Source organism: Bradyrhizobium sp. MI1.11 (genome assembly GCF_055811255.1).
Genome location: NZ_JBVVPM010000047.1, coordinates 26,127 through 41,345, shown reverse-complemented (window position 1 = coordinate 41,345; position 15,219 = coordinate 26,127). Strand labels below are relative to the sequence as shown.

Genomic DNA, 15,219 nt, shown 5'->3' with positions numbered 1-15,219 from the left:
ATGGCCGATATCAATCCATCCGCAGCGGATATCCGCACCATGCTCGCCGAGACGCTTCTTCGCCTGCGTAAGGCCAACGCGGAGTATTTCGAGCAGCTGGAAATGGGACTGAACGCCTCGAAGCTGCCGATAGCAAACCACGCCAAGGAGTTCTGCGGCTACATGCAACGCAACGTCATGGCGACGTTCGGCCTCGGCGACAAACTCATGCAGGCCAAGGACATGCAGGACGCGCTCGAGATTCAATCTGATTTTTTCCAGGCGCAAATGCGATTGCTCACCGAGCAAAGCAAAAGCATGAGCGAGTCTGCCATGAAGGCGGCGACCGAAGCGTTTGCACCAAAGAATTGAGCCACGCTCGTCGCGGACGCTGTCGCTTGCAAAGCTGGGAATTGTTTATTGAGCAACTAGGATCAATGAGTGACGTGATGAAACCCCACCAGGCAGCTCTGCATTTGGGGGTTTTCCGAGGTTCCGCCGTCTCATGACGGAAGGCCTTGCCCGTGCGCGAGCACCTACCCTGATCTAACCCACCGTTTAGGCGGACGATCGGAGGAAATATCGCAGATTGGCGTCATGTGGGGAAAAGCGGTAGCGGCCTCCTGACTCGAACCCCCGACGCATCGCAACGCCACCGATCTGGCGCGGCGGTAAATCCGCTGGCGCGATTGCGATTCCAGCCGAACCGGATCAGCTCTTAGGTTCGTCAAGGGATCTCGACCGGCTCCAATCCTGTAGGTGGGAGTGGAATGTGGTGTGCGACAAATGCCCATTTGCGGTCGGATAAGCGCAGCAGTGCGATCCATAAGTCATTGATTGTATTTGACCCGTGGCTGACTCTTAATCAGCGGGTCCCAGGTTCGAGCCCTGGTGCGTCCACCAAATAAGAGTTCTTGCTTCCCAATACCTTCGCGAAATGGTGGCCGAGAATAGAACGGGTCTCGCGCGATATCTTTCGTGGCGGGACGGCGCACGGGCAGATCGCTGCGGGTGAAGTTTCCTTTGTCCTGTATCTCACCCCATTCGACATGGTGCGCAGAGCCGGGCGTTAAGCTTCGGTCGTAGGGCAAGTTACCCGAAAGCCGATCTCAACAAGCTCATTGCGACTGCAAATCGCGAGGCACTCGTTTCTTCGGCCGACCGGAACGATGCAGACCGCGTACTTCCTGCTGTTGAAAAAGCTCCGCGCAGAGGCCACGCAGCCATTGGCTTGCCGGGTCGTGATGGAAGCGGGCGTGCCAATATTGCTTCACCGTGAAGCCGGCAATCGGCAGCGGGCAGTTGAGCACGCGCAGTCCGTAATAGTGAGCCAGGGTTTCGCCGATGTGCCTTGGCAGGGTAGCAAGCAGGTCAGTCGTTCCGACGATTGCGGGTAGCCCCAAAAAGCCGGGCAACTCCAGTGCAACGTCGAGGACTATCTTCTGCTCCTGCAGCGCGCCCGCGAGCAACTGATGTCCAGTGCCGGAGCGAATGAGGACGTGAGCCTCACGCCTGAAATCCTTTGCCGTGATGCGGTCGCGGATCCGAGCATGTTTTGCGTTCGCGAGGCAGACCCAATCCTGCGGAAACAGCGCCTGTTGGAAGTGTCCAGCATCGAGATCCGAGATGTAGCCGAGCGCCATGTCGGCTTCACCGGATTGCAGCATGCGTGGAGTGTCGGCGCCAATCTGTGTCGCCTCGATACGAACGCCTGGGGCAACGCGGCGGACGTGGGCGAGAATGGACGGAAGCAGCGTGACGTGGCTTCCGTCCGTCATGCAGATGGCAAAACGGCGCTTTGCGGTTGTCGGATCGAAATCGGTGCGAAGCTCGGCAAGGCGACGCAGCATTTCCAGCGCCTGCCTCGCGGTGCCGATGAGAGCCTCGGCGCGCGGCGTCGGCAGCATGCCCTTCGCTGACCGGATGAAGAGCGGATCGTCCAGTTCCGCACGCAGGCGGGCCAGCCAGATCGAGATGGTCGGCTGACTTTGGCCGAGCTTTTCGGCTGCCCTGGTGACGCTGCCAGTGGTGAACAATGCATCGAAGAGCCTGAGAAGGCGCGGGTCCAGCAGGTTGGTCTCGGTGTGATCCTGGTGCTTCATTGCGATTCACAATAACGGATATAAGAATCATAACATATATAAATATCGAGCCGCCAGCTACGATGCTTCCAACGCCGAGAATGGCGCGGGAGAAGCGTTCGGATGAGGATCTGCTTTATCGGAGCGGGAGCCTTGGGCTCGACCATCGGCGGTACGTTGGCGCGCGGCGGGGCCGAGGTCTGGCTGATCGATCCGTTCCAGGCTCATGTCGGCGCAATCAATGCCGGTGGCCTGCGAATACTCGAAGATGGCGCCGAGACCGTCGTGAAGGTCACTGCTTGCACCTCCGCGGCTCAGGTCGGCGTAGAAGCGGACCTCGTCATTATCCTCGTCAAATCCTACCACACGCGGGATGCCATCCGTGCCGCGGCGCCGATCATCGGGCCGCGGACGGTCGTGATGTCGCTTCAGAACGGTCTTGGTCACGAGGACATCCTGTCGGAGGAGGTTGGTCGTGACCGGGTCGTGGCGGGCAAGACCTACGTCGGCGGTGTGCTGCTCGGCCCTGGTCATGTTCGTTCCGGGGTCATCGGCAAGGAGACCATCATCGGCGAGCTTGATGGGCGCTTGACAGAACGTGCGCAGCGAATCTCCGAGACCTTTAATCGCGCCGGCATTCTCACGCTGCTCAGCGACAACATCTTGGGCACGATGTGGGACAAGTTGTTCATCAACGTCGCCGGAGGAGGAATTACCGCCGTGACCGGGCTGACTTATGGCGGCCTGTATTCGCTGCCGGTTCTGGAAGATTGCGCGCTGGCCGCAATCTCGGAGGGCATCTCGGTCGCGCAAGCTGCTGGCGTGAAGATCTCGATTACCGATCCGCGACGCGCCTGGTCGATGGCGTCCGCTGGACTGCCGCCCGAGTTCAAGACGTCGATGTTGCAGAGTTTGCAGTCCGGCAATCTCACCGAGGTTGACTACATCCACGGCTCCGTCGTGCGCTGGGGCGCCAAGCTCAGCGTGCCGACCCCCGTCAATTCCACCCTCGTCGCGCTGGTCAAGGGCATCGAATACGCCCGCAGCGACTATCCTGGAAAGTCCTGAGATGTCATTGCCCCGCGCTTATGTCGAACACGTCGCGATCCGCGTGCCGGACGTTGATCGTCACGTCGACTTCTTTCGTGAGGTGCTTGGTCTCGCCATTCGCGATGAGCAACCCGCCGATGGTACGCGCCCGCGTCAGGTTTGGGTGCTCGGAAGCGTGCAACTCATCGAAGATCCGAATTTCGTCGGACCAGAGGGGCGTCTCGCCCATCTCGGCATCATGGTCGACGATTACGAGGGTGTGCTCACCCGTGCCGCCGCCTGGGGCGCCAAAGCGTTGCCCGCCGGGCCGAACTGGCTCGAGCTGCCGGGCGGGCTCAACGTCGAAATCTTGCAAGCCAGCGCAGGCGCCGTGGAAGCCGCCCTGGCGATCAATCCCCGTGCCTAGAGGAAGACGCGACATGACAGATGAGCGCTACTGGGACGATGCCAAGGTCGGCGATGAATGCGTAACCCCCTCGGTGACGGTCACCGAAGCAATGGTGAATGCCTATGCCGAACTGACGGGCGATTTCACGCCGGTCCATGTCGACGAGGAGTACGCGAAGACAACGCCGTTCGGCACCCGCGTCGCGCATGGGTTGTTTGGTCTGTCGCTCGCTGACGGATTGAAAACGCGTGCCGCCTACCGGTTCCTCCCGGGAATGTCGCTGGGCTGGACATGGGATTTCAAGCTGCCGATCAAGCTCGGGGACACCGTGCATGTGAAGTTCCGCGTTGGTTCAATGCGCGGCACAAAGAGGGATGGGTGGGGCATCGTTGTGCTGCCTTCGGAACTCATCAATCAGCGCGGCGAGGTCGTTCAGCTAGGTGAGCATCGGCTGATGATCCCGATGCGCCCGAAGACCAGCGCTGCAGGAGAGCAGGCATGACCGCGCAAGATCTGCCGCTCAAAGGCATTCGCGTCATCGACTACAGCCATTTCCTGGCCGGCCCGTTCATGGGCCGTTGCCTCGCCGCGATGGGCGCGGAGGTCATCAAGGTGGAGCGCCCAAAGGGGGGCGACGCAGGCCGGGCCCATGGATATTTCAAGGACGGACAATCCGGCTACTTCCTGCAGCAGAATATGGGGAAGCAGGGACTTTGCATCGACCTGCGCGACGAGCGTGGTCTCGACATGATGATGAAGCTGGTCGACACGGCCGATGTCTTCATCGAGAATTACCGACCCGGCGCACTCGAACGTCTCGGTCTCGGTTACAAAGCACTATCAGCGCGGAATCCGAGGCTGATCTATTGCTCGGTCTCCGCCTATGGCCATACCGGTCCCTATGCCGATCGTCCGGGCTTCGGCCTGATCGCAGAGGCGATGTCGGGTGCGCTGGCGCAACTGGGCAATCCCGGCGAACCGCCGCCGCTGCTGCGGATGCCGCTGGCCGATATGTACACTGGCATTCATGGCGTCGCTGCTATCAATGCGGCGCTGGTTGGCCGTGCGTCGTCCGGGCGCGGCCAACATATCGATCTGGCGCTGTACGATTGCATGGTCTCGATGCACGACTATGCGGTTCAGCGTTACTTCCTCTCGGGCGGCGCTGACCTGCCGAAGCAAACCGGCAGCGGACAGCCGGATTCGACAGTTTACGGCGTCTTTCCGGCCAAGGACGGCAATCTTGTCATCGCTGCGCAAGTCGATGATGCGTGGCGACGATTGGCGAGCCTGATTGGAGGAGACACGCTGGCATTGGACGAGCGTTTCGCCAAGCCCGCCGCGCGGAACGCCCATTATGCTGAAGCCATGGAGATTGTGCGCAATTGGACGCTATCGCAGCCGTCTCGAGATGCGTGTCTTGCGGCACTCGAGGAAGCAGGTGTGCCGTCCGCTCCCGTGCAGACCATCGAAGAGGTCGTGAGGGATCCGCAGATCCATGCGCGCGGCATGCTGGTCGAGCAGGAGCATCCGGTGCTCGGCAAGGTAACGCTGCCGAACCTGCCGTTCCGGTTTTCCGATTGCGACACCACGGTGCGCACTCCGGCGCCACTGCTTGGACAGGACAATCGTCGCATTGCTGTCTCGCTGGGACTGTCGGCCGAAGCCGTCGACGCGATGGTGCGCGACGGCGTGCTCTACAACGAAGCTGCAGTGCAGGAGTGAGCGATGAGCGATCGCTATGCGGTGATTGGCAATCCGATCGGCTTCAGCAAGTCACCTTTCATCCATGGCACTTTCGCCAAAATGATGGGACAGGATCTCGTCTATGAGGCGATCGAGGGGCCCATCGATGGCTTCAGCGCACGGGTTGATCAATTCCGGACGGAGGGCGCCAAGGGGCTGAACATCACCGCCCCGTTCAAGCTCGATGCCTTCGCTTATGCAAATGAGCTCTCAGAGAGCGCCCAACGCGCAGGTGCCGCAAACTGCCTGAAGTTCGAGGGCGATCGGATCATTGCCGAGAATTTCGACGGAATCGGCCTGGCGCGTGACATCACTGCCAATCTCGGCGTCAAAATGGTTGGCCGGCGCGTCCTGATGCTCGGCGCTGGGGGAGCGGCACGTGGCGCGTTACTGCCGTTTCTGCGCCAGCAACCGTCCGAGCTGGTTCTCGTCAATCGAACGCTGTCCAAAGCCGTGGCATTGGCCGAAGAGTTTGCCGGCTGTGGTCCCCTGATCGTGAGCGGCTACGCTGAACTGGCCGACCTTGCCGAGGGCTATGACGTCGTGGTCAACGCGACTTCTGCCAGCCTGCGAGGTGAAATGCCGCCGCTTCCGAGCAATGTCTTCCAGGGCGCGGAGCTGGCGTACGAACTTGCCTATGGCAAAGGATTGACTCCCTTTCTGCAAGCGGCCCGCACTGAAGGCGTGGCCAAGTTGGCTGACGGCGTCGGCATGCTGGTCGAGCAGGCGGCGGAAGCCTTTGTCTGGTGGCGTGGCGTCCGACCGAGCACGGCCCAGATCATCGCCGAATTGACTGTCCCATTGAGCTGACGGACGACGCCGACAATGCATCCCAAACCCAGTTTTCTCGTCGGCCTGATCGGCAGCGGCATCTCGGCGTCTCGCACGCCGCCCATGCACGAAGCGGCCGCAGACGCCGCTGGCATCCGCTATCTCTACAAGAAGATCGATCTGGTCGAGTTGAACCTCGGGGTCGAAGCGTTACCGGAATTGCTCACGGCCGCAAGGCGGATGGGCTTTGACGGATTGAACGTGACCCATCCCTGTAAGCAGGCGATCCTTCCACTGTTGGACGAGCTTTCGCCCGACGCGGAGGCGCTTGGCGCTGTGAACACCGTGGTCGTCAGAAAGGGCCGGATGACCGGCCATAACACGGACTGGTTCGGCTTTGCCGAGAATTTTCGCCGCAGCATGCAAGGTGCACCACTCGGTCGTGTCGTGCAATTCGGCGCAGGCGGCGCGGGCGCGGCGGTTGCTTTCGCGCTCATGAAGCTTGGCGTGCAGGAACTGACCATCATAGACGTCGACTTGGCCAAGGCGCAGAGCGTGGTCGACGGCTTGTCCTCTCGATTTGTCAAAGGGCGCTTGAGGGTCGGCCGGGATGTCGCAGCGGCCGTGGCTGCCGCAGACGGAATTGTAAACGCGACGCCCATTGGCATGGACAAGTATCCGGGAACGCCGCTGCCGCTGGCAATGCTCTGTTCCGGTCTCTGGGTCGCTGAGATCATCTACTTCCCGCTGGAGACCGCGCTGCTGCGCGCGGCGCGTACCCTCGGCTGCCGCACCGTCGATGGTGGCGGAATGGCAATCTTCCAGGGCACCGAAGCATTCCGCCTGTTCACGGGCGTCTCGCCTGATCCAGACGTCTTCTTCGCAACTTTCGCATCCCTGGGAGGATGACATCCGGCCGATGGGCGAGCGGTACGCACAACGCCCGAGAGGAAACGCAAGATGGGCTACACGCTCGATTTCTCGGTGGTTTGGCACGCAATGCCCGCGTTGCTGTGGGGTTGCGTGGGGACGTTGGGGTTGGCGCTTGCTGGCATGACGCTCGCAATGATCATCGGCGTCGCGGGCGTCGCAGCCCGCGATGCGAAGGCGGCCTGGTTGCGCGCCATCGTGATCGGCTTCGTCGAAATCGTGCGCAACACGCCGTTCCTGGTGCAGATCTTCTTTCTGTTCTTTGCACTGCCACTCGTCGGGGTAAAGCTCAATCCGACTGCCACCGCCATTATTGCGCTCGGTGTGAACGGAGGGGCATACGCCATCGAGATCATCCGCGGCGGCGTGCAATCGATTCACAAAGGGCAAATCGAGGCCGGCTACGCGCTCGGACTGCACAAAGGGCAGGTATTCCGTTCCATCGTACTCAAGCCCGCGCTTCGCGCGATCTATCCCTCGCTCACGGGACAGTTCATCATGCTGACGCTGACCTCGTCGATCTGTTCGGCTGTGTCCGCCTATGAATTGACGTCGGTTGCGCAGCGCATCGAAAGCGACACATTCCGCAGCTTCGAGGTCTATTTCTTCGTCACTTTCCTCTACCTCGCGATCTCCTGGCTGCTGATGGCGGGCTTCGCAATCATCTCTCACCGCTTCTTCTCATATCCGACGCGCTGAGGAGCACAGATCATGACACCGCATTTCGGCCTTCCCGAGTTCGGCTTCCTCCTGCGTGGTCTGCAATGGACGGTACTCCTGACGCTGGTTGCATTCGTCGGTGGCTGTACCGCCGGCCTGGTCGTCGCACTGTTGCGCACCTGCGGTCGCACGAGTGTGGAATGGATAGTCCGGATCTATATCGGAATCTTCCAGGGGACACCGCTGCTGCTGCAACTGTTCGTGGTGTACTACGGCTTGGCGCTCCTCGGATTGAAGCTGTCGGCATTCGTTGCGGTCGCGATCGGGTTCACCGTCAACGCCTCGGCTTTTCTCGGCGAGATCTGGCGCGGCGCAATCCAGGCCGTGCCTCGCGGTCAGACCGAGGCCGCAATGGCGCTCGGTCTGCATTATTCCGCGCGCATGCGCGACATCGTGCTGCCGCAAGCCATTCGCATCGCGCTGCCGGCGACCATCGGCTATCTCGTGCAGCTCATCAAGGGCACCTCGCTCGTTGCCATCGTCGGCTTCATCGAACTCGCCCGCGCCGGTCAAATCGTATCGAACCAGACCTACCAGCCGTTGCTCGTCTTCGGTGTGGTCGGCGCAATGTATTTCATCCTCTGCTGGCCACTCTCATGGTGGGGCAGTCGGGTGGAGGCCAGGCTCGCCCTGGCCGGTCAAAGGTAGGTTCGGCGCACCTACTCAATCAAACACAGCCATCACCAGGAGGAGATACTCATGTTGTTTTCGCTCAATCGTCGCCAGCTCGGCATTGCGCTGCTGACGCTCGCGGCCATCGTTGTCGCAGGCGGCTCGCAGGCGGGCACGCTGGAGGACGTGAAGAAGAAGGGCGTCGTCGTCATCGGCATTCAGGGCGATAATCCGCCCTGGGGCTATGTCGATAGCTCGGGAAAGCAGGATGGGATCGATGCCGACATGGGGCGCGCCTTCGCTGAATATCTCGGCGTGAAGGCCGAGTTCGTCCCGCTGGCGGTGGCCAACCGTATTCCGGCGCTGACCACAGGCCGGGTGGACATTCTGTTCGCGACCATGGCCATGCTGCCCGAGCGCGCGAAGGCGGTACAATATTCCAAACCGTATGTTGCCAATGAGATTACACTGGTCGCTGCCCAGGCAACTCCGATCAACAGTAATGCCGATATGGGGAAGTACGTTATCGGCGTCCCACGCTCCTCCACGCAGGACACCCAAGTCACCAATAATGCTCCTGCGGGCGCCGAAATCCGCAGGTTTGATGATGACGCCGCCACGATCCAGGCGCTGCTCTCGGGTCAGGTGCAGGCGGTCGGCGCAAACAGTTTCTACCCGCAGCGTCTGAACGCTGCAAAGCCGGAACTTGGGTTCGAGCCCAAGCTTCACTTCACCGCCTTGTACAACGGGGCCTGCACGCGCCTGGGAGAGAAGGAGTGGAACGAGACGGCGAACAAATTCATCGACCAGATCAAGTCCAATGGCAAATTGGCCGGTTTCTACGCCAAGTGGATGAAGGCGCCCGTGCCAATCTTCCCCGACTCAGTCCCCGGAGTTCCGTTCACAGTTCAATAGTCACTGCAAGCGGCCGACGCGCTGGGCGCGTTGGCCGTCGTCCGATAACGGAGGTCGAATCCATGCAGGACCAGATCCTGATCGAAATGAAGGGCGTGCAGAAATGGTACGGCGGGTTCCAGGCTCTCCGCAACGTTGATCTCACTGTGCGCCGAGGTGAAAAGATCGTGCTCTGCGGTCCTTCCGGTTCGGGCAAGTCGACGCTGATACGCTGTATCAACCGCCTGGAGGCGATCCAGCAGGGCAGTATCGTGGTGAACGGTCATCGGCTGGACGACAGCATCAAGGCCATCGATGTCGTGCGTCAGGATGTCGGCATGGTCTTTCAGAGCTTCAACCTTTTTCCGCATATGACGGTCTTGCAGAACTGCATGCTCGCGCCCATTCGCGCGCGCCGCATCGGCAAGACCGATGCGGAGGCGACCGCGCGAAAATATCTCGAGCGGGTGCGCATTGGTGAGCAGGCCGAGAAGTATCCGGCTCAACTCTCGGGCGGTCAGCAGCAACGTGTTGCGATCGCGCGTGCTCTCTGCATGCAGCCCAAGGTCATGCTGTTTGATGAACCGACCTCGGCTCTCGATCCGGAAATGGTCAAGGAAGTGCTCGACACGATGATCGGTCTCGCCAACGACGGCATGACCATGATTTGCGTCACCCACGAGATGGGTTTTGCCCGCCAGGTCGCCGACCGCGTCATCTTCATGGCTGAAGGGCAGATCATCGAAGAAGGTGTGCCCGACGCTTTCTTCCGCAATCCGCAGCACGCTCGCACCAAGCAGTTCCTTGGCGAGATCCTAGCCCATCACTGAACGGAGTTATTCCATGAGTCGTCTTGTCTACGTCCTCAACGGGCCAAATCTCAATTTGCTCGGCAAGCGTCAGCCCCACATCTATGGCCACGAGACGCTTGCGGATGTGGAGCGAGATTGTCGGGGGCTAGCCACGGAGCTCGCTCTGGAGCTACGCTTTCACCAGTCGAACAGAGAATACGAGTTGATCGATTGGATCCACGAGGCACGCGAGACGGCTGTCGGCGTCGTGATGAATCCCGCGGCTTTCACCCATACGTCAGTCGCCATCCTGGATGCTTTGAACACGTTCGAGGGGACAGTGATCGAGGTGCACATTTCCAATGTGCACAAGCGCGAGGAATTCCGCCACCACTCGTTCGTTTCCAAACGAGCTGATGGCGTTATTGCAGGCTTCGGCACTCAGGGTTATCTGCTCGGCTTGCGTCGCGTGGCCAAGCTGCTCGATGAGAAGAAGGTATAGAATCGCATGAGTGCACCCATCCGCCTGACGGTCATGGGAGCGGGTCTCATCGGCAAGCGACATATTGAACATATTCTCGCGCGGCCGGAGGCGGTGCTGTCGTCGATCGTCGATCCGACGCCGGCAGCACGAGAGTTGGCGGTTTCGCTGAACGTGAACTGGTTTCCGTCCTTTCGGGACATGCTCTCCGAAAGTCGGCCCGACGGGGTGGTCGTCGCCACCCCCAACCAGATGCACGTGGCGAACGGCATGGATTGTATCGCTGCGGGCATCCCGGCGCTGATCGAGAAACCGTTAGCGGATGATGTCGTTGCTGCACAGGCGTTGGTCGAAGCCTCCGACCGGGCGGGCGTGCCGTTGCTAACCGGCCACCACCGCCGCCACAGCCCGATGATCCAACGCGCCAAGGCGGAGATCGATAGTGGCGGGCTCGGTCAGATCGTATCGGTGCATGGCATGTTCTGGTTGATCAAGCCGGACGATTATTTTGAAGTGTCCTGGCGCCGCGAGAAAGGAGCGGGCCCCATTTTCCTGAATCTCATCCACGATATCGACCTGTTGCGGTATCTGTGCGGCGATATCGTCGCGGTGCAGGCTGCCCAATCCAATCGGCTGCGCGGAAATGGCGTTGAAGAGACCGCGGTGGTGATCCTGCATTTCGCCTCCGGCGCGCTGGGAACGGTCAATGTCTCCGATACCATCCAGTCGCCTTGGAGCTGGGAATTCACCGCCGGTGAGAACCCAGCCTACAGTCGTACGCAGGAGGCGTGTTACCAGATCGGCGGCACGCGGGCATCGCTGGCTATTCCGCAACTCGATTTATGGCATCATCCGAGCAAGGCCAGTTGGTGGGCGCCGATTGAGCGCGAGCAGCTAAGATATGAGAAGGAAGACCCGCTTGGCCTGCAGATCGCAAATTTCTGTGGTGTTATCTGCGGCACGGCCACGCCTGTGGTGAGTGGGCACGAAGGGCTAAAAACGCTCAGGGTGATCGACGCGGTCAAGCGCGCAGCGGAAACCGGAGATCTCGTGTCGGTTTGATTCGGGCGAGGCGCCTGTGTTCTCGCGGCGGGATCCGCGCGAAGATCGCGCTAGTCATGCTCATACTGTTCCGAGAGAAACTGGTTGATCGCGTCGAACGCCTGCAACCGGTTCTTCTCCAGCAGAACCATGTGCGTGCCTTCGCCGATCTCGACCCATCGCCGATATCGCGCCTGTTTCAGTGAGAGGAAGAGGTCCTGTGCCGAGCCGATGGGCACGTCGCGGTCCCATTCGGCGTGGACCAGAAACACCGGCACGCGAATCTCGCTGGGCTCGTAAAGGGCCTTGCCGGCGGCCCAGTACTCGCGGATGTCCAGGATCGGGCCGTTCACGGCACGCATGAGCGGACGAGCTCCTGCGCTGGCCTGTGGGTCTGTTGCGAGCGAGATGTCCGCCCAGAGTTCGAACCCACCTTCCGGGATGAGACTTGATCGCGCTGCTTCCGGTGCTGCCGAAAGCCAGCGCTCCCTGAAGTCCAGAACAGGGACGTGGCGATAGGCCCCGAGGCGGCCGCCCGCATCGATCGGAGCCGGGCCCTTCAGCAACCACAGTGGCGCGACGAGCGCCAGCTTTACGATCTTATCGTTATTGCTTACCGTGTAGGCACCGGCCACAGAGCCGCCCCAGGACATCGCGACCAGATTGAGCCGCGTGATGTTGCGCTGCTTCAGGATGTATTGGACTGCGCTGGCGAGGTCACGCACGCCGACTTCCGTGCGCACAATCGGCTCAGAATCCTCCGGCGGCGCGTCCATTTGGGGCGGACGCGTCGATCCGCCATAGCCGCGCACGTCGAGTGCAAAGACGTCGTAGCCGTGCCCGGCGAGATAATCCATGAAGGAGATGCCATCGAGCGGCACATCGAACAGGCTTTCCGACGAATAGGTCGCGCCGTGCATCATCAGGATGGTTCGCTCGGCGGAAAACGTCTTGAGCGCCGCTGTTCGCTTGTTGCGCAAGTGAAGCGAGATGCCGGCCGTGTCGCTCGGGATCATGAGATCCTCGACCACGATGTCGGATCCGTCTGCCTGCGCGTAAGTTTGCTGGTCCATGATCGGTCTCCTTTATCAGACGAATTGCCAGGCGAAGCGATCGCCGCGGCAGTCGATGCGCCCGACGGACGATTGTGCGAAATGGGTGGTGAAGACGGTTGCGCCAAGCTCGGCTGCGTCCTCGAGGACGGCGGCGCGAGAGCGCGAGGCGGCCTCAGGGAATTCGCAGAAGCAGGAATTGAGCGAAGGCTCATACACCTGCAGTGGATGGTGCATCACGTCGCCGGCAAAAAGCGCCTGCTCGCCGCGGGATACGAGACGGATCGACGCGTGATCGATGCTGTGGCCGGGAGTCGGGATGAAAGAGATGCCCTCAAGGAGCTCGTCGCCATTCACTGCGATGAGCTTGGCAAGGCCGGCCTCGATCACCGGCCGCACACTGTCGTCATAGACGCGGTCGGCCGGCTTGCGCGCCGCCGGGCCGAGCGCCGGGTCGGGGCGGGCTGCCCCTGTGGGCTCCGTGCCCGCCGCGAGGCTCTCGCCATAGGCCTGCTCGATCCCGGAGAAGACGTAGGTTGCGTTCGGGAATGTCGGAATCCAGCGACCGTTGACCAGGCGCGTGTTCCAGCCGACGTGGTCGGCATGGACGTGCGTGAGCAGAACGTAGTCCACCTGTTCCGGGGTGACGCCCGCCGCCGCCAGCCGCGCCAGGAACGGCTCGTTCAGACGATGCAGCGGCGGGATGTCGGGCCTGTTCTTGTCGTTGCCGGTCGCCGTGTCGATCAGGATCGTGTGGTGCGGGGTTTTGACCAGCCAGCTGTGAATGCTTTGAATGAAGGTGCCGGTTGCAGGATCGAACGAGCCCGCCTCGAGCCGGTCGCGATGGCGCTCAAGCGCATCCGGTTCGGCGTCAGGATAGAGGGCGCCGAACTTGAATGCGGCAAGCCGCAATTCATCGATCCGCGTGACGGCTGCATCGCCAACGCGATAGGTTTTCGTCGCTTGCGTCATCAAGGTCCTCCACTCCAGGTCGTGGCTGAGCCGGCCTGATTGCCAGCGCCGCGGTGACCGGGAAGTACGAAGCGCACCACGCCGCCGGGAGGGCCGTGGGCTCGATAGGTCCCATCGACGACGTCGATATCGAAAGGCGGTCAGCCCAGCTTTTCAGACCGCCATTTTGGCTCTACCTCTCTCATCGCGGCTCGTTCGGCCGCGATCATGTGCTTTGAACGGAGGAGGACCGATGCCGGATGCGGAACACGGTCCAGGTCGGCTGGCCGACGACACCGATCTCGCCGAGATCGACCTCGGCCTATTGCTCGCCCTGGAGGCTCTGCTGCGCGAGCGGAACGTCACGCGCGCGGCGTCGCGCCTGAACATCGGTCAGCCCGCGCTATCGGCTCGATTGAACCGTCTGCGACAGGTCTTTGCCGACCCCTTGTTCGTGCCCGCGGCGGCGGGCCGCGGCGTGGTGCCGACGACGAGAGCGGTGGAGCTGCAGGCGGAGCTGGCAGACGTGCTCGGCAAGCTCCGTCGCATGGTCGAGGGACCGGCCGTATTCGACCCGGTCCACAGCCAGCGCACCTTTGTCGTTGCCATCCACGAGAATCCAGCCGTGACGCTGGCGCCCGGATTCGTCGCGCGGTTGACCTCCACGGCCGCACGGGCGCGGCTAGCCTTCGTCCATCCGACGCGCGACGTTGTCGATCGGCTTGAACGGGGCGAGATCGACATTCTGGTGACGGGGGCTGATGGGGCACACGGCGATCTGATGCAGCGCCCGCTTTTCGAGGACAGCTTCCTCTCCGCGCAGCGCAAAGGTCACCCGCGCGGCCACGGGCCGCTTGATCTCGATCGTTTTTGCGCGCTCGACCATCTGTTGATCTCCGCCGACGGTGGCGGCTTTTCTGGTCTGGTCGACGACGCACTCGCCGGGCTAGGCCGTTCCCGACGCGTCGCCGTCTCGATTCAAACCTATGCGCTGGCGCCGGTCATCCTTGCCCACAGCGACTGCATCTGCACCCTTCCGCGACGCTTTCTGATGCGATTTTCCCACGAGCTCGATCTTACATCGCCGCCGCTCGATCTGCCGCCGGCGCGCATCGTTGCGCTGTGGCATCCGCGCAATCAGGAGGACGGAGCTCATGCTTGGTTACGTGAGTGCCTGTACCAAGCGGCCGCCTCCTGATTCGACTTGCCTCAACCGCACCACGTCGCGCATCTAGGCTTGATGATCGTCGGGACCTCTCGATCAGCGGATTCCGTGCCACTATTGTCGAGCGGCGATGGCCGTGATCTCGAGTTTGACGCCAGGACCGAGATCGGCCACGCCGATTGCCGCGCGCGCCGGCAGATGAGCCTCTGCAAAATGCGCCTTCCAGGCCGCATTGAACTCTGCCTTTTCCTTGAGGCTCGCCATGTAGATGGTCACCTGCAAGACGTTGCTCAGATCGGATCCGAGGGTCTTGAGTAACTGCGCCAACTGCCCGAGGACGTCGTTGGCCTGGCCCGACATGTCGAGGCTCGTGTCCTCGGGGACGATTCCACCGATGTAAAGCACGCCATTGTGCTCGACCACTTCGTGGAGCAGACCTTCGTAGGGCAATTCGCGCTTGATCATGATGGGACCGATGTTGTGTGTGACGGGCGGCATATCGCACATTTCAATGTCAGTGTCGTTGCAAGAGATCTCGCGCCAAGTCTTACCGAAAGACCGACCGCG

Annotated in this window: 18 protein-coding genes; 14 read left to right on the top strand and 4 right to left on the bottom strand. The window is 61.4% G+C overall.

Annotated elements, in window-relative coordinates; translation table 11 throughout:
- The gene (locus tag AC0L30_RS32600; protein ID WP_473406092.1) at nt 1-351 is read left to right on the top strand and encodes a phasin family protein; all 351 of its coding nucleotides are present in this window, start codon (nt 1-3) and stop codon (nt 349-351) included.
- Nucleotides 352-1,097: 746 nt separating this feature from the next.
- Here the strand turns inward: AC0L30_RS32600 and AC0L30_RS32595 are convergent.
- Complete coding sequence (locus AC0L30_RS32595) at nt 1,098-2,081, bottom strand: LysR family transcriptional regulator (RefSeq protein WP_007601251.1); 984 nt, start codon at nt 2,079-2,081, stop codon at nt 1,098-1,100.
- Nucleotides 2,082-2,183: 102 nt separating this feature from the next.
- Here AC0L30_RS32595 and AC0L30_RS32590 point away from each other — a divergent pair, with 102 nt between their 5' ends.
- The 12 genes from AC0L30_RS32590 to AC0L30_RS32535 all read left to right on the top strand — a co-directional run bounded on the left by AC0L30_RS32590 (nt 2,184) and on the right by AC0L30_RS32535 (nt 11,505).
- Nucleotides 2,184-3,128, top strand: coding sequence for a ketopantoate reductase family protein (locus AC0L30_RS32590; RefSeq protein WP_007601252.1), 945 nt, complete (start codon nt 2,184-2,186; stop codon nt 3,126-3,128).
- Between the two features lies 1 nt (nt 3,129).
- On the top strand, nt 3,130-3,516 hold the full coding sequence (locus AC0L30_RS32585; RefSeq protein WP_354170479.1) for a VOC family protein: 387 nt from the start codon (nt 3,130-3,132) through the stop codon (nt 3,514-3,516).
- A 13-nt stretch (nt 3,517-3,529) separates the two neighbouring features.
- Nucleotides 3,530-4,000, top strand: a complete 471-nt coding sequence (locus AC0L30_RS32580; protein WP_007601256.1) for a MaoC family dehydratase — start codon at nt 3,530-3,532, stop codon at nt 3,998-4,000.
- On the top strand, nt 3,997-5,223 hold the full coding sequence (locus AC0L30_RS32575; RefSeq protein WP_007601258.1) for a CaiB/BaiF CoA transferase family protein: 1,227 nt from the start codon (nt 3,997-3,999) through the stop codon (nt 5,221-5,223). Before AC0L30_RS32580 ends, AC0L30_RS32575 begins: the two co-directional genes overlap by 4 nt.
- Nucleotides 5,224-5,226: 3 nt before the next feature.
- A complete protein-coding gene (aroE, locus tag AC0L30_RS32570; RefSeq protein ID WP_007601259.1) occupies nt 5,227-6,054 on the top strand; it encodes a shikimate dehydrogenase in 828 nt (275 codons plus the stop codon).
- 15 nt (nt 6,055-6,069) lie between these two features.
- Nucleotides 6,070-6,924, top strand: coding sequence for a shikimate dehydrogenase (locus AC0L30_RS32565; RefSeq protein ID WP_219683113.1), 855 nt, complete (start codon nt 6,070-6,072; stop codon nt 6,922-6,924).
- Between the two features lie 51 nt (nt 6,925-6,975).
- Nucleotides 6,976-7,644: an amino acid ABC transporter permease gene (locus AC0L30_RS32560; protein WP_007601261.1), complete on the top strand. Its 669-nt coding sequence runs from the start codon at nt 6,976-6,978 to the stop codon at nt 7,642-7,644.
- Nucleotides 7,645-7,656: 12 nt separating this feature from the next.
- Nucleotides 7,657-8,313 carry an amino acid ABC transporter permease gene (locus AC0L30_RS32555; protein WP_473406091.1) on the top strand — a complete coding sequence of 219 codons (657 nt, stop codon included), beginning with the start codon at nt 7,657-7,659 and terminating at the stop codon, nt 8,311-8,313.
- Nucleotides 8,314-8,364: 51 nt separating this feature from the next.
- Nucleotides 8,365-9,192 carry a transporter substrate-binding domain-containing protein gene (locus AC0L30_RS32550; RefSeq protein WP_007601263.1) on the top strand — a complete coding sequence of 276 codons (828 nt, stop codon included), beginning with the start codon at nt 8,365-8,367 and terminating at the stop codon, nt 9,190-9,192.
- Between the two features lie 62 nt (nt 9,193-9,254).
- Complete coding sequence (locus AC0L30_RS32545) at nt 9,255-10,001, top strand: amino acid ABC transporter ATP-binding protein (RefSeq protein ID WP_473406097.1); 747 nt, start codon at nt 9,255-9,257, stop codon at nt 9,999-10,001.
- 13 nt (nt 10,002-10,014) lie between these two features.
- Nucleotides 10,015-10,464: a type II 3-dehydroquinate dehydratase gene (gene aroQ / locus AC0L30_RS32540; protein WP_007601266.1), complete on the top strand. Its 450-nt coding sequence runs from the start codon at nt 10,015-10,017 to the stop codon at nt 10,462-10,464.
- A 6-nt stretch (nt 10,465-10,470) separates the two neighbouring features.
- Nucleotides 10,471-11,505, top strand: a complete 1,035-nt coding sequence (locus AC0L30_RS32535; RefSeq protein WP_219683107.1) for a Gfo/Idh/MocA family protein — start codon at nt 10,471-10,473, stop codon at nt 11,503-11,505.
- A gap of 50 nt (nt 11,506-11,555) precedes the next feature.
- Here AC0L30_RS32535 and AC0L30_RS32530 read toward each other — a convergent pair whose 3' ends face one another.
- A complete protein-coding gene (locus tag AC0L30_RS32530) occupies nt 11,556-12,557 on the bottom strand; it encodes an alpha/beta hydrolase (protein WP_007601273.1) in 1,002 nt (333 codons plus the stop codon).
- Between the two features lie 15 nt (nt 12,558-12,572).
- On the bottom strand, nt 12,573-13,508 hold the full coding sequence (locus AC0L30_RS32525; protein ID WP_007601274.1) for an MBL fold metallo-hydrolase: 936 nt from the start codon (nt 13,506-13,508) through the stop codon (nt 12,573-12,575).
- A 232-nt stretch (nt 13,509-13,740) separates the two neighbouring features.
- Between AC0L30_RS32525 and AC0L30_RS32520 the strand changes: the two genes are divergently transcribed.
- Nucleotides 13,741-14,685, top strand: coding sequence for a LysR family transcriptional regulator (locus AC0L30_RS32520; protein WP_007601275.1), 945 nt, complete (start codon nt 13,741-13,743; stop codon nt 14,683-14,685).
- 81 nt (nt 14,686-14,766) lie between these two features.
- Here the strand turns inward: AC0L30_RS32520 and AC0L30_RS32515 are convergent, their stop codons facing one another.
- Nucleotides 14,767-15,159 (bottom strand): RidA family protein, encoded by a 393-nt coding sequence (locus AC0L30_RS32515; RefSeq protein WP_473406096.1) that lies wholly within the window; start codon nt 15,157-15,159, stop codon nt 14,767-14,769.
- Nucleotides 15,160-15,219: the final 60 nt, after the last annotated feature.

What these genes read in the sequence shown, in the direction of transcription:
- AC0L30_RS32600 (WP_473406092.1), top strand. Translation starts at nt 1, where the DNA reads ATGGCCGATATCAATCCATCCGCAGCGGATATCCGCACCATGCTCGCC.
- AC0L30_RS32595 (WP_007601251.1), bottom strand. Translation starts at nt 2,081, where the DNA reads ATGAAGCACCAGGATCACACCGAGACCAACCTGCTGGACCCGCGCCTT.
- AC0L30_RS32590 (WP_007601252.1), top strand. Translation starts at nt 2,184, where the DNA reads ATGAGGATCTGCTTTATCGGAGCGGGAGCCTTGGGCTCGACCATCGGC.
- AC0L30_RS32585 (WP_354170479.1), top strand. Translation starts at nt 3,130, where the DNA reads ATGTCATTGCCCCGCGCTTATGTCGAACACGTCGCGATCCGCGTGCCG.
- AC0L30_RS32580 (WP_007601256.1), top strand. Translation starts at nt 3,530, where the DNA reads ATGACAGATGAGCGCTACTGGGACGATGCCAAGGTCGGCGATGAATGC.
- AC0L30_RS32575 (WP_007601258.1), top strand. Translation starts at nt 3,997, where the DNA reads ATGACCGCGCAAGATCTGCCGCTCAAAGGCATTCGCGTCATCGACTAC.
- aroE (WP_007601259.1), top strand. Translation starts at nt 5,227, where the DNA reads ATGAGCGATCGCTATGCGGTGATTGGCAATCCGATCGGCTTCAGCAAG.
- AC0L30_RS32565 (WP_219683113.1), top strand. Translation starts at nt 6,070, where the DNA reads ATGCATCCCAAACCCAGTTTTCTCGTCGGCCTGATCGGCAGCGGCATC.
- AC0L30_RS32560 (WP_007601261.1), top strand. Translation starts at nt 6,976, where the DNA reads ATGGGCTACACGCTCGATTTCTCGGTGGTTTGGCACGCAATGCCCGCG.
- AC0L30_RS32555 (WP_473406091.1), top strand. Translation starts at nt 7,657, where the DNA reads ATGACACCGCATTTCGGCCTTCCCGAGTTCGGCTTCCTCCTGCGTGGT.
- AC0L30_RS32550 (WP_007601263.1), top strand. Translation starts at nt 8,365, where the DNA reads ATGTTGTTTTCGCTCAATCGTCGCCAGCTCGGCATTGCGCTGCTGACG.
- AC0L30_RS32545 (WP_473406097.1), top strand. Translation starts at nt 9,255, where the DNA reads ATGCAGGACCAGATCCTGATCGAAATGAAGGGCGTGCAGAAATGGTAC.
- aroQ (WP_007601266.1), top strand. Translation starts at nt 10,015, where the DNA reads ATGAGTCGTCTTGTCTACGTCCTCAACGGGCCAAATCTCAATTTGCTC.
- AC0L30_RS32535 (WP_219683107.1), top strand. Translation starts at nt 10,471, where the DNA reads ATGAGTGCACCCATCCGCCTGACGGTCATGGGAGCGGGTCTCATCGGC.
- AC0L30_RS32530 (WP_007601273.1), bottom strand. Translation starts at nt 12,557, where the DNA reads ATGGACCAGCAAACTTACGCGCAGGCAGACGGATCCGACATCGTGGTC.
- AC0L30_RS32525 (WP_007601274.1), bottom strand. Translation starts at nt 13,508, where the DNA reads ATGACGCAAGCGACGAAAACCTATCGCGTTGGCGATGCAGCCGTCACG.
- AC0L30_RS32520 (WP_007601275.1), top strand. Translation starts at nt 13,741, where the DNA reads ATGCCGGATGCGGAACACGGTCCAGGTCGGCTGGCCGACGACACCGAT.
- AC0L30_RS32515 (WP_473406096.1), bottom strand. Translation starts at nt 15,159, where the DNA reads ATGTGCGATATGCCGCCCGTCACACACAACATCGGTCCCATCATGATC.